The 12252-nt window shown below is 71.8% G+C and carries 11 protein-coding genes and 2 pseudogenes; 3 read left to right on the top strand and 10 right to left on the bottom strand.

Annotated features, from left to right (window positions below; translation table 11 throughout):
• The first annotated feature begins 116 nt into the window (after positions 1-116).
• The gene (locus SPR02S_RS48020; RefSeq protein WP_019064208.1) at positions 117-830 is read left to right on the top strand and encodes an FAD binding domain-containing protein; all 714 of its coding nucleotides are present in this window, start codon (positions 117-119) and stop codon (positions 828-830) included.
• A 130-nt stretch (positions 831-960) separates the two neighbouring features.
• Here SPR02S_RS48020 and SPR02S_RS48015 read toward each other — a convergent pair whose 3' ends face one another.
• From SPR02S_RS48015 to SPR02S_RS48005, 3 genes are all read right to left on the bottom strand, one after another.
• Positions 961-2118: a carbohydrate kinase family protein gene (locus SPR02S_RS48015; RefSeq protein ID WP_019064207.1), complete on the bottom strand. Its 1158-nt coding sequence runs from the start codon at positions 2116-2118 to the stop codon at positions 961-963.
• 209 nt (positions 2119-2327) lie between these two features.
• Positions 2328-3617, bottom strand: a complete 1290-nt coding sequence (locus SPR02S_RS48010; protein WP_019064206.1) for a glucarate dehydratase family protein — start codon at positions 3615-3617, stop codon at positions 2328-2330.
• Entirely contained in the window at positions 3614-4579 is a 966-nt protein-coding gene (locus SPR02S_RS48005) for a 5-dehydro-4-deoxyglucarate dehydratase (protein WP_019064205.1), read from the bottom strand. Before SPR02S_RS48005 ends, SPR02S_RS48010 begins: the two co-directional genes overlap by 4 nt.
• Positions 4580-4684: 105 nt before the next feature.
• Between SPR02S_RS48005 and SPR02S_RS48000 the strand changes: the two genes are divergently transcribed.
• Positions 4685-5467 (top strand): IclR family transcriptional regulator, encoded by a 783-nt coding sequence (locus SPR02S_RS48000; protein WP_026151558.1) that lies wholly within the window; start codon positions 4685-4687, stop codon positions 5465-5467.
• A gap of 409 nt (positions 5468-5876) precedes the next feature.
• Positions 5877-7220, top strand: coding sequence for an MFS transporter (locus tag SPR02S_RS47995; protein WP_019064203.1), 1344 nt, complete (start codon positions 5877-5879; stop codon positions 7218-7220).
• A gap of 21 nt (positions 7221-7241) precedes the next feature.
• Here SPR02S_RS47995 and SPR02S_RS66515 read toward each other — a convergent pair.
• The 7 genes and pseudogenes from SPR02S_RS66515 to SPR02S_RS47965 form a co-directional block, all read right to left on the bottom strand.
• Positions 7242-7343, bottom strand: a pseudogene (locus SPR02S_RS66515) (IS982 family transposase); the annotation flags it as partial.
• Between the two features lie 7 nt (positions 7344-7350).
• Positions 7351-7446 (bottom strand): annotated as a pseudogene (locus SPR02S_RS66510) (IS982 family transposase); the annotation flags it as partial.
• 243 nt (positions 7447-7689) lie between these two features.
• Entirely contained in the window at positions 7690-8283 is a 594-nt protein-coding gene (locus SPR02S_RS47985) for a TetR/AcrR family transcriptional regulator (protein WP_019064202.1), read from the bottom strand.
• Between the two features lie 116 nt (positions 8284-8399).
• Complete coding sequence (locus SPR02S_RS58105; RefSeq protein WP_019064201.1) at positions 8400-9734, bottom strand: MFS transporter; 1335 nt, start codon at positions 9732-9734, stop codon at positions 8400-8402.
• 152 nt (positions 9735-9886) lie between these two features.
• Positions 9887-10876, bottom strand: a complete 990-nt coding sequence (locus SPR02S_RS47975; RefSeq protein ID WP_019064200.1) for an adenosine deaminase — start codon at positions 10874-10876, stop codon at positions 9887-9889.
• A gap of 20 nt (positions 10877-10896) precedes the next feature.
• Positions 10897-11802 carry a ribonuclease Z gene (locus tag SPR02S_RS47970; RefSeq protein ID WP_026151557.1) on the bottom strand — a complete coding sequence of 302 codons (906 nt, stop codon included), beginning with the start codon at positions 11800-11802 and terminating at the stop codon, positions 10897-10899.
• A gap of 6 nt (positions 11803-11808) precedes the next feature.
• Positions 11809-12162, bottom strand: coding sequence for an HIT domain-containing protein (locus SPR02S_RS47965; RefSeq protein WP_019064198.1), 354 nt, complete (start codon positions 12160-12162; stop codon positions 11809-11811).
• Between the last annotated feature and the right edge of the window lie 90 nt (positions 12163-12252).

The raw sequence follows: 12252 nt of genomic DNA, 5'->3' as shown, positions 1-12252 counted from the left end.
CGGCGCAGCGGAGGCGCGCGGGGTGACGCCGTGAGCCCTGTTCGCGCCCCCTCGCTTGTACGGACAATGCGCTATGTCCGCCAAGTAAGCCTTGCAGGGAAAGCAGGTCGGCCGCTGTGCTCGTGCGTCTGCCCAGGTCCGTGTCCGAAGCACAGTCGTGCCTGGCCGAGGGGGCGGTACCCGTCGGAGGGGCGACCCTGGTCTGGGCCGGCTGGCAACGGGACGGTTTCCCCGAGCAGGCGGTGTCCCTGCGGGAGCTGCCCGAGGCGAAGGTGATCGGGGACGGGACGCTGGGCTCGGCCGTACTGCTGCACGAGATGGACGAGCGGGTCCCGGAGGTGCTGCGGAAGGCCGCGGGCGGGGTGGGCACCGGGGCCGTACGCCGGACCGCCACCGTCGGCGGCAACATCGTCGGCAGCACGCTGCGCTGTCTGCTCCCGGCGGCGCTGGTGCTGGACGCCCGCGCCGTCGTCCTGGAACCGGACGGTCCCGTCGAGACCGACCTCGCCGAGCTGCTCGCGAAGCGGCCCCTGCTGCTGAGTCTGCACTGGCGCGAGCCCGTGGCCAGCGGTTACCACAAGCTGACCGACCAGCTGCGGGGCGAGGTCCCCTTCGTGGTCGCGGCGGCCGTGGGGGCGGACGCGCCTGTCCTGCGGGTCGCCGTGCGTGACGGCTACGACGTGCTCAGCGAGACCGTCCCGTACGACACGGACACGAGTCGGGTGCTGCGTGCCTTGGCACTGACGCCGCTCGGCACGTTGCCCGAGGCGGTCTTCGAGGCCGTACGGGACGTGGTCGGCGGTGTGGTGGAGCGTGCGGGGGCTCGCTGAGGAGGCGGCTGGGGCAGCTGAGCAGGAACGTTCACCCTGACCGGCCGGGCGGCTTGGTGGCTGGCCGACTGGGTGGCTTGGTGGCGAATGTCCGGCCGGGCAACAGGTGATCCGGTCCCTCGCTCCACCCCTACGTCGACCGTCCGAACCCGATCGTCGGCACCGCCCGCCGCAACGGCCACGGACTGCCGCTGCCCTGCTCCTCCGGTACGAGTCCCGCGAGGAACGCGTACCGGCGCAGGGCCGTCGGGTCCTGGCCCTCGACCGACTGCACCTTGCGCCACCAGGCGCCGATCTCGGACCAGCCCGGTGCGGAGAGCGAGCCGCCGAACTCCTGGACGGAGAGGGCGGCGGTGAGGCCGGCGAAGGCGAGGCGGTCGGCGAGCGGCCAGCCGGCCAGGGTGCCGGTGACGAAGCCGGCCACGAAGACATCGCCGGCGCCGGTGGGGTCGAGGGCCTCGACGGCGATCGCCGGGACCTCGGCGGACTCTCCGGTACGCCGGTCCACGGCGTACGCGCCGTCCGCGCCGAGGGTGACGACCGCGAGGGGTACGTGTTCGGTGAGCGCGTGGGCGGCGGCGCGGGGGCAGTCGGCGCCGGTGTAGCGCATGGCCTCCTCGGCGTTCGGCAGGAACGCCTCGCAGTGCGCGAGGTCGGCGAGTCCGGCGAGGTCCCAGGCGCCGGTGTCGTCCCAGCCGACGTCGGCGAAGATCCGCGTGCCCTCGCTCGCGGCCTGGGCGACCCAGGGTGCCTGCTTGCCGGGGGTGAGGGAGGCGACGGCGGCACGCGCGCGTGGCGGGCAGTCAGGTGCGCCCCCTTGGCCGAACACGACCTCCGGGGGCGGCTCGTGGCCGTGGGAGACCATCGTGCGTTCGCCCTCGTAGGCCATGGACACGGTGACCGGGGAGTGCCAGCCGGGTACCGAGCGGGAGGCGGAGAGGTCGATGCCCTCGCCCTGTTCCAGCGCGTCCCAGCAGTACTCGCCGTAGTGGTCGTCGCCGAAGGCCGCGGCGAGGGAGGTCCGCAGCCCGAGCCGGGCCAGCGCGGTCGCCATGTTGGCGACGCCTCCCGGGCTGGACCCCATCCCGCGCGCCCAGGACTCGGTGCCGCGCACCGGGGCGGATTCGAGCCCGGTGAAGATGATGTCGAGGAAGACGGTGCCGGTGAGATACACGTCCCAGGGCGGATCGTCCGCCGCGCGCAGCCCGGCCAGCGGATCGACCCCGCAGGACGGCCCTTCGCTGCGGGACGACGGTCCCTTTCCGGTGGACGCGTTGGACGCGGTCACGGTGCGCTCCCTGACGTGATACGGATCAGGCCAGTGTGCACCACCGTGCGCGCGTGGGGGCGGCTCCCGCTCCGGTGCCGACCGTCGCGCCGGTACCGGCCGACCGCAGGTCCGGGCGCTACGGCGGGTGCCGCGCCTGGTGCCGGTCCGTCCACGGGCACCGCGGGGGCGCGTCGGGATCCGGCCGCGCCCGGCGTCGTCGTACGCCCCTACCAGCGCGGCATCGACGGCGTCACCCACTCCGGGTCCGTGATCCGCATCGCCGCCGCGTCGTCGCGGTCGCGCAGTGAGCCGTCGTCGTCGAGCCAGCGCTGGTGCAGGAACTCCAGCTTGGCGCGGTCGAGTTGGACGCCGAGGCCGGGGGCGTCGGAGACGGTGACCTTGGCGTCGGTGAAGGTGAGGCGTTCGGTGAGGACGTCCTCCGACTGCCAGGGATAGTGGGAGTCGCAGGCGTGATGGAGGTTGGGGACGGTCGACGCGACGTGGGTCATCGCGGCGAGGCTGATGCCGAGGTGGGTGTTGGAGTGCATGGAGATGCCGACGCCGAACGTGCGGCAGATGGCGGCGAGTTGCTGGGTGTTGCGCAGCCCGCCCCAGTAGTGGTGGTCGGAGAGCACCACCTGCACAGCGTCCTTCGTGAAGGCTTCCTTGATCTCCGCGAACGTCGTCACGCACATGTTGGTGGCCAGTGGCACATCGGTCCCCGCGGACACCTCGGCCATGGCGGGGGTGCCCAGGGCCGGGTCCTCCAGGTATTCGAGGACATCCCCCAGTTCCTTCGCGACCTTCAGCGAAGTCTCCACGGACCAGGCGCCGTTGGGGTCCAGGCGGAGGGGGTGGTCGGGGAAGGCCGCCGCCAACGCCCGTACGGCGGCGATCTCTTCGTCGGGCGGGAAGACCCCGCCCTTGAGCTTGAAGGAGGTGAAGCCGTACCGCTCCTTGAACTTCCGTGCCTGTTCGACAACTCCGGCCGGGTCGATCGCGGCGCCCCAGTCGTCCTTCTCGGCCGCCACGCCCTCGGGGTGGTCGGCCCACTTGTAGAACAGGTACGCGCTGTACTCGACCGCGTCCCTCAACTTGCCCCCGAGCAGGGCGTGTACGGGTAGTCCGAGCGCTTTGCCGAGGGCGTCGAGGCAGGCGACCTCGAAGGCGGAGACGACGGAGAGGCGCAGCTTGTCGGCGGTCTGGACACCGCGCAGCCCACCGACGTCGACCTGCCCGGAGACCCGCGAACTGTCGACGGCGACCTCGTCGGCGACCGTGAACAGGCCGTTCAGGTCGCTGACTTGACGGCCGATCAGCTTCTCGGCGAACGGCCGGGCCAGTTCCAGGTACTTGGTGTCGCCGTAGGTCTCGCCGAGGCCGGTGATCCCGTCGGCCGTCTCGATCTCGACGATCAGGCGCGGGGTGTAGGGCTGGTGGACGCCCTGGGTGTTCAGGAGGGGCGGGTCGGCGACCAGGATCGGGGTCAGGCGGACGTCGGCGATGGTGAGGTTCACAGCGCGGCTCCTACGAGGTCGAGTCCGGTGGTGAGCAGGTTCGTGAGCTCGGCCAGGTCGGCGGCCGAGGGGTCGGTGAGCGGGGCGCGTACGGGTCCCACCGGCTGGCCGCGCAGCCGGGCCGCCGCCTTGACCAGCGACACGGCGTATCCCGGTACCCGGTCGCGGAGTTCGACGAGCGGGACGTAGAAATCGCGCAGCAACCGCTCGATGGTCTTGTCGTCGCCGTCGTGCAGGGCCGCGAAGAAGGCGTTCGCGATCTCGGGGGCGAAGGCGTGGACGGCCGAGGAGTACGCGGGGACGCCGACCGTGGCGTAGGCGCGGGCCTGGATCTCGGCGGTCGAGGCGCCGTTGAAGAAGAGGAAGCCCTCGGGGGCGGCGAGCGTGAGGCGTTGCAGGCGGTCGAGGTCGCTGTGGCCGTCCTTGAGGCCGATGACGCCGGGGATCGCCGCGATGCGCTTCAACGAGCTTGCGGTGAAGGCGACTTGGCCGCGCTGGTAGGCGATGAGCGGGAGCCGGGTGCGGGCGGCGAGCTGCTCCAGCTGGGCCACCAGGCCGTCCTGGGGGGCGGCGACGAGGTAGTGCGGCAGGACGAGGAGCGCGTCGGCGCCGGCCTCCTCGGCGATGCGTGCGAAGCGGGCGGCCTGCGCCCAGCCGTAGCCGACTCCGGCGACGACGGGGACGCGGCCGGCCGCCTCCTCGACGGCGATGGTGACGACCGTGCGGTACTCGTCCTCGTCGAGCGAGAAGAACTCGCCGGTGCCGCAGGCGGGGAAGACGGCGCCGGGGGTGGTGGCGATCCGGGCCGCGACATGGGTGCGGAAGCCGTCGGGGTCGAGGGAGCCGTCGTCGTGGAAGGAGGTGAGCGGGAAGGAGAGCACACCGGCCACCATCCCGTCCCGGAGCCTGCGCACCACGGTCTCCGTTTCGCCGTTCTCCGTTTCGCCGTTCACTGAGGCCATCTCGCGGCCATCTCCCTATGTAGACGTTATCCACGTATGAAGACAGAGGTTAGATACGCGAACCTCGACCGTCAATGGGGCACCCGCGCTCGCTAACATCGCCCCATGTCAGAGCCCGGTGGCGTCCGCGAGGTGAAGTCCGCCGCCCGCACGGTCGAGCTGCTCGAACTGCTCGCCGCGCGCGGCGACCGTCCCGCGCGCCTCCAGGAACTCGCCGACGCGCTCGGCGTGCCGCGCAGCTCGATGTACGCCCTCCTCCAGACCCTGATCGCACACGGCTGGGTCCGTACCGACATCACCGGCTCGCTCTACGGCATCGGCATCCACGCCCTGCTCACCGGCACGAGCTATCTGGACTCCGACCCGCGCGTGAGGGCCGTACGGCCGTATCTCGACGAGGCGTCCCAGACGCTCGGCGAGACGATCCACCTGGGGCGGCTGGACGGGCGGGACGTGGCGTATCTGGCGACGCGGGAGTCGCACGAGTACCTGCGGACCATCAGCAGGGTGGGGAGGCGGCTCCCGGCCCACGTCGGCGCCCTGGGCAAGGCGCTGCTCGCCGAACGGCCGGACGCCGAGCTGCCCGACGGGCCGTACGAGGCCGCGACCCCCAACACCCACACGTCCCGGGAGGCGTTGGCCGCCGACCTCGCTTCGATTCGCGCCCGGGGTTACTCGGTCGACCGCGAGGAGGGGGTCCTCGGGATCGTCGGGTTCGGGTTCGCGCTGCGGTACGACAACCCGGCGCTGGACGCGATCAGTTGCTCGGTGCCGGTGGTTCGGCTCACGCCGGAGCACGAGGGGGAGATCGTCGCGGTGATGCGGGAGGTGCGGGCGAAGATCGAGACCGCGTCGACTGCGGCCGGTGGAGCTGTGCACTGGCGGTAGTGGGCGCGCCTTCCGGGGGCTGCGCCCCCAGACCCCCGCTTCGGCCCTGAAGGGGCCTCGTCCTCAAACGCCGGACAGGCTGACGGTGCGGGCCTGCGCCCAGAAGTGAACGGACGGAGTGCCGGCCCGCGTTGAGAAGAGCCGGAATTGAGAGGCGCCGGGCTAGCCGCCTGTGCTGGCCTGCATGAACACGTGCCGGACGGCCGAACGAAGCCGCCCGGCACCGGAAATTGGGCCCTCGTTTACCCGGCCCCCCAACCCCCAAACCGAACGTGCCCCAGATCACACCCCCCGCCCTTCTTTCGCGAACCGCGTGCTTGATACAAATTGGCCGCGCGTTCCTGTCCGTCGACGGTCGTCGCCCAACCCCCTTCTTGAGCCGCTTCTTTCGCATGCCCTGGGAACGCCCGTGTTCGCCCGCAGCACCACCACGCCCTGGCCCCTCGTCGCCCTTTTCACGGCCGGGTACCTCGCCCCCTACCTCCTGCCCACCACCGTCGGCCGCCTCGACGCCGGGCTGCCGTTGTCCGCCACGCAGGCCGGTGCCGTCGGCAGTGCGCTGCTGTTGAATTCGGCCGCGGCGGGGTTTCTGCTCGCCTCGCGTGTCGACCGGGTCGGCCCGCGCACACTCGCCCGGATCGGCCTCGCGCTGGCCGTTCTCGGGTACGGCTCGGCCGCCCTCACCCACGCCGTCCCCGCGGTCGTCGCGGGTGCGGTGATCGGCGGCTTCGGATCGGGTACGGCCACCACGGTCGCCGCGTCCGGGATCGCCGCCGAACGGGACCCCCACCGCGCTTCCACGCTCGGCCTGTTGTGCGTGTCGGCGCTCGCGGGCGCCGTCTATCTGACGGTTCCGCACCTCGGCGCGGGCCACGGCCAGCCGCTCGCCGCGATCGCCCTCACCTCGCTCGCCGTATGGCCGTTGACCGGCCGCCTCCCCGTCCGTACGGCGACACCGCACACGCGCGTGGAGACCGCCGGGCTCCCCCACCGCCGCGCCGGACTGGTCCTCGCCGGCACCCTGCTGTGCTGGTCCCTCGCCCAGAACTCCCTCTGGGGCGTCAGCGGCCGCATCGGCATCGACCAGGCCCACCTCTCCGAGGTCACCGTCGGCGCGGTCTTCGCGATCGCGCTCGGTACCGCCCTCGTCGGTGTCATAGGTGCGGGCGCGCTCGGGGCCCGGCTGGGGCGCGCGGTGCCGATCGGCGCGGGTACGGCGCTCATCGCGGGCTGCATCGTGCTCAGCGCGTCCGCGCACGACCTGAGGACGTTCGCGACCGGCGAGATCGCCTGGAACACCCTCTACCCGATCGTCCTGTCCTACGTCCTCGGCCTCGCCGCCTCCCTTGATCCGCGCGGGCGTTGGGCCGTCCTCGTCGGCTCTGCCTCGTCGCTCGGTACGGCGGCGGGACCCCTGGTGGGCAGCGTGCTGTCGGCGCGGGCCGGGTTCCCGGCGATGGGCGTGATCCTCGCGGTGGGGCTGGTCGTGATCGCCGTACCGATGACCGGGGTCGCTCTCCACACCGGCGGTCGGCTGCTGCTGCCGGGCACGGTCCGGCGGCGCGGGGGCACCCCGGGTGCCGTGGTCGCCGCGTCCGGCGGTATCCCCACCGGACCGGTACCGGAGATCGGCGCGCCCGAGCAGCCGGTCGTCGAGATCCCGCTGGACACCCCGGCCATCCCGGCGCAGGGGGCCTACGACACGGCGGGCCCCCGGCACGCGGGTGCCACAGCCACCGGCAACGGCGGCTAGTAGACGATCGCTTCCGAGGGGTCAGTGGTCGTAGGCGGCCAGTGAGCGCAGGACGGGCTGTCTGGTGTGGTCGTTGTGCCGGATCGCGACGGTCAGCGCGAGGGTTCGCCGCATGACGCGGGCGTGGCGGAGCCGGCCGGCATGGTGCCAGATGCCGGGACGCCTTCAACAGGTCGTCGGTCTTCGCATGGAGTGCGGTCGCGAGGGTGTCCAACTCTGTCTTCACACACTGCCGTTGGGCACTCTCGTCCCCTGCGCGCAGCCGATCCCTCGGAATCGATCATCCAGGGGTGCCGCGTCGGGAAACCGGCGGCCAGGCGTCGGCCGAGCGGGCGGCGGCGCACCGTCCCCGGATCGGGCCCGACCGGAGCCGGTGACCGGTGCGTTGGCCAGGCCGCTCTGCCGACGCCGCGTCAGTGTCCCTGTCCCTGGCGCACCGCGTGATCCACGCTCGCGTGCCGGGCGCCGCTCAGGCCTCGGCGGATGCGCCCGTCGCCGCCGCGATCAGGGCGGCCGCCGCCGCGCGGGTGGTCGCGGCCACCGTGGAGTCGTGGTCCATCAGGGCGGAGATGCCGGCGCCGTCGTAGAGGATCTGGAGCTGGTGGCCGAGGGCGTCGGGGTCGGCGGCGCCGGCCTCGGCGGCGAGGCGGGTGAAGAGTTCGCGCATCCAGCCGCGGTAGGCGTCCGCAGCTTCCTGGACCAGCCCGCCGGGGCCGGCCTCGGCGCCGGCTCGGATGAAGGCGCAGCCGCGGAAGTCGGGCCGGTCGAACTGCCGCCCCTGGGTCTCGAAGATCGCCAGCATCTGCTCGCGGGGCGTGTCGTGCTCCGCGACAGCCCGCGTGATCCGGTCGGCGGTGCCCGCGCGCCGGGTGTCGAGGTAGGCCCGGACGAGCTGCTCCTTGCCGCCGAAGGTGTTGTACAGCGACGCCTTGGCCACGCCCGCGTGCTCGATGACCCGGTCGATCCCGACGCTCTGCACGCCCTCGGCGTAGAACAGCTCGTTCGCGGCGGTGAGCAGGCGCTCACGCGCCGACGGCTTCGCGGTGCTCTGGACACTCGCCATGACGGTCACTCCTTCAGACAGATCTGTCTACATTATGCGCCGGTCGCGGCCCCTCCGACGCAGTCCCCACCATGTCCCGGCCATGCTCCGGCCCTGTCCCGGCCGGAGGCCACCCCTCAGGCGTTGCCGCCGATCCGCTCGCCCGGCAGGACCGCCGCCCCGTCCCCGCCGCCGCGCACGAGCCCGAGCAGCGCGAACGCCGCGAGGACGATCACGGCGACGCCGTACTCCTGCGCGGTGGCGGTCAGTCCGCCCGCGTGGACGACGAGGAACCCGGCGATCACGGCGGGCACCCCCATCCCCAGGTAGGAGACGACGAAGAGCAGCGACAGCACCCCGGAACTCTCGTGCGGCCGGGCCAGCGGCATCACCGTACGGATACCGCCCTGGAACCCGCTGCCGAAGCCGACGCCCGCGATGGCGGTGCCGACGAAGAAGCCGGTGGCGGAGGAGTCACGGATCGAGACGAGGGTGAGGGCCACCCCGGCGATCAGCGCGAGGATGCCGGTGAGCATCACCGTCCGGGTCGCCGCCGTCCGCAGGACCAGCACCGAGACGGCGGCCACTCCGGCGAGCACGAACAGGCTCAGCCCGCCGAGGACTTCGGACCTGGAACCGGTCAACTGCCGTGCGAGGGACGGGCCGAGCGACCCGTACAGCCCGGCCAGCGCCCAGACGGCGAACAGCACCGGCGCGGCCACCAGCATCGGCCGGCGCACGGCGCGTGGCAGCTTGATCTCCGGCGCCAGGCTGGCCAGCGCGCCCGGCTTGCGGGTCACCGTCTCCGCCATCAGCGCGACGGCGACGGCCTGGAGGACGAAGAGCGCCAGCAGCCCGAGGTAGACCAGATGCGTGGGGGCGGGCAGGAACTGGACGACGAGGCCCGAGACCAGCGCGCCGGTCGCCGTGCCGATGCCCGGGACGACCGCGTTGGTGATCGTGCCGCGCGGCCGGTCGATGTCCATCATCCCCGCCCCGATCGCGCCGAGCGCTGCGCCGGTCGACAGCCCCTGGACGATCCGGGCGACCATCAGCCCCGATACGCCGTCGGCGGTGGCGAACACGATCATCGAGGCGGCCTGCGCCGCCAGTGCGGCGAGCAGCACCGGCCGCCTGCCGACGTGGTCGGAGAGCTTGCCCATGGTGAGCAGCCCGAGCAGCACGGCCACCGCGTAGACGCCGAAGACCACGGTGACGGTGATCGGGTCGAAGCCCCATTCGGCCTGGTAGACCGCGTAGAGCGGGGTCGGTGCGCTGGAGGCCGCCAGGAACGAGATGGTGATCGAGGCGAGTACGTACAGCGCCACTTTCGGCGGCAGCCGTCGGCCCCGCGCGGATACGGCGGCGGATACGGCGGCGGTGTCGGATCCGGAAGCGGATGCGGCGTCGACGGGCGCCGCATCCGAGGTGCGCGCCATTTTGGACGCCGGGACGACCGAGAGATTCGTCATGACCATTCCCGTCCGAAGCATGAGTAGACCTGTCTGTCTAGTCGCGCATCAGATTAGACAGACAGGTCTACTCAGGTCAAGCGGGAGAGACGAGCGCCACTCGGGACGCGTTCACGGGCTCACGGGCCCACCTTGGAATCGACCAGCTAGAACTAGAAGACGTACGCCTCGACCTCGGCGAGGTAGCGTGCCCGCCGGTCCTCGTCGTCCTCCAGGAAGGACGCCACAAAGGAGTTCCGGGCCAGCTCCCGCAGCCGCTCCTCGGTCAGGCCAAGGGCCTCCCGCACCGCGTCGAAGTTGTCGCCCGCGTACCCGCCGAAGTAGGCCGGGTCGTCGGAGTTGACCGTGCAGAGCAGGCCCGCGTCCAGCATCGCGGGGAGCGGGTGCTCGGCGAGGACGTCCACCGCGCGCAGCCGGACGTTCGACAGCGGGCAGAGGGTGAGCGGGATGCGGTCCCGCACCAACCGCGCCACCAGCTCCTCGTCCTCCATGCACCGCAGCCCGTGGTCGACGCGCTCCACGCCGAGGATGTCCAGCGCCTCGGTGATGTAGGCCGGCGGGCCCTCCTCACCGGCGTGCGCGACGCGTCGTAGACCCAGCGCCGCGGCGGCCTCGTACACCTCGCGGAACTTCACCGGCGGGTGGCCGACCTCGGCCGAGTCGAGGCCGATGCCGGTGATGCGGTCGAGGTACGGCTTGGCCGCGTCCAGGGTTTCCAGGGCCGACTCGGCGGACTCGTCGCGCAGGAAGCACAGGATGAGCCGGGTCGAGATGCCGTGGTTGGTCTCGCTGCTGCCCAGCGCCCGCCACAGGCCCTCCACCACCGTGCCCATGTCCACGCCCCGCGCGATGTGCGCCTGCGGGTCGAAGAAGATCTCCGCGTGCCGTACGCCCTGCGCGGCGGCGCGGGCGAGATAGGCGTTGGCGAGGTCCTCGAAGTCCCGCTCGGTGCGCAGGACGGCCATCAGCTCGTAGTAGAGGTTCAGGAAGGTCTGGAGGTCCTCGAAGAGGTACGCCTTCCGGAGTTCCTCGGTGTCCGCGTACGGCAGCTCGACGCCGTTGCGGGCCGCGAGCGCGAAGGCCAGCTCGGGCTCCAGGGTGCCTTCGATGTGCAGGTGCAGTTCGGCTTTGGGAATGGGCATCGAAGTATCGTACGGGTGTTTTACCGCCGTTTCGGAACCGGCACCCTGAGTAGATCGTGGGCCACGGTCAGCTCACCCTCGTAGCCCGCCGCCCGCGCCTGCCGCTCGAACTCCTCCGGCTCGGAGTACCGCTGGCTGAAGTGGGTGAGGACCAGGTGCCGTACGCCTGCCTCCTGCGCCACCCTCGCCGCCTGCCCTGCGGTCAAGTGACCATGGTCCACGGCCAGTTGCTCGTCCTCGTCCAGGAACGTCGACTCGATGACCAGCAGGTCGCAGCCGTCCGCGAGGGCGTGCACTCCGTCGCAGAGGCGGGTGTCCATGACGAACGCGAAACGCTGGCCGCGCCGTACCTCACTGACGTCGTCGAGCGTGACATCGCCGATCGTGCCCTCGCGCTGGATGCGGCCCACGTCCGGGCCCTTGATGCCGTGCGCGGCGAGGCGGTCGGGGAGCATGCGGCGGCCGTCGGGTTCGGTGAGGCGGTAGCCGTAGGACTCGACGGGGTGGGAGAGCTTGTGGGTTTCCAGCGTGTAGCTCCCACCGGTGGCGATCACGCCGTCCGACGACACCGGGGACTCCGTGATGCCGACTGTCTCGCGGTACGCCGTGGCGTAGCGCAGGCGGTCGAAGAAGCGCTGGCCCGACTTCGGGTAGTGGGCGGTGATCGGGTGCGGGACGCGGTCCAGGTTGATGCGCTGGATGACGCCCGCGAGGCCGAGGGAGTGGTCGCCGTGGAAGTGGGTGACGCAGATCCGGTTCAGGTCGTGCGCGGCGACTCCGGCGCGCAGCATCTGGCGCTGGGTGCCCTCGCCGGGGTCGAAGAGGATGCCCTCGCCGTCCCAGCGGAGGAGGTAGCCGTTGTGGTTGCGGTGGCGGGTGGGGACCTGGCTGGCAGTGCCGAGCACCACCAATTCGCGTACGGACACGGTGAGTTAACCGGGGGGCCACTGCATGCCGCGGCCGCCCATGACGTGGGCGTGGGCGTGGAACACGGTCTGGCCCACGCCGCTGCCGGTGTTGAAGATGACGCGGTAGCTGTCGAGTTTCTCGTCTGTTGCTACCTCGCCGGCCTCGCGGAGTACGTCGGCGGCGACTGCGGGGTCGGCGGCGGCGAGGGAGGCGGCGTCGGGGTAGTGGACTCGGGGGATCACCAGGACGTGGGTCGGGGCCTGGGGGTTGATGTCCCGGAACGCGACGGTGGTGGGTGTCTCTCGGATGATCGTCGCGGGGATGTGGCCTGCGACGATCTTGCAGAAGAGGCAGTCGTCCTGCGGGTCCCCTGACATGTGGGTTTCCTCCGAGGCTGGGAGTGATTTACGCGAGGCATCGTATCGTCGTTGGGTGCGGGTGCGTGGGGGCTGGGCGCGCCCACGCGG

Origin of the sequence: Streptomyces prunicolor NBRC 13075 (assembly GCF_000367365.1) — a bacterium.
GTDB classification, from domain to species: Bacteria; Actinomycetota; Actinomycetes; order Streptomycetales; family Streptomycetaceae; genus Streptomyces; species Streptomyces prunicolor.
Note: the sequence above shows the minus strand (reverse complement) of the source record. Positions and strands in the feature narration are given on the sequence as shown.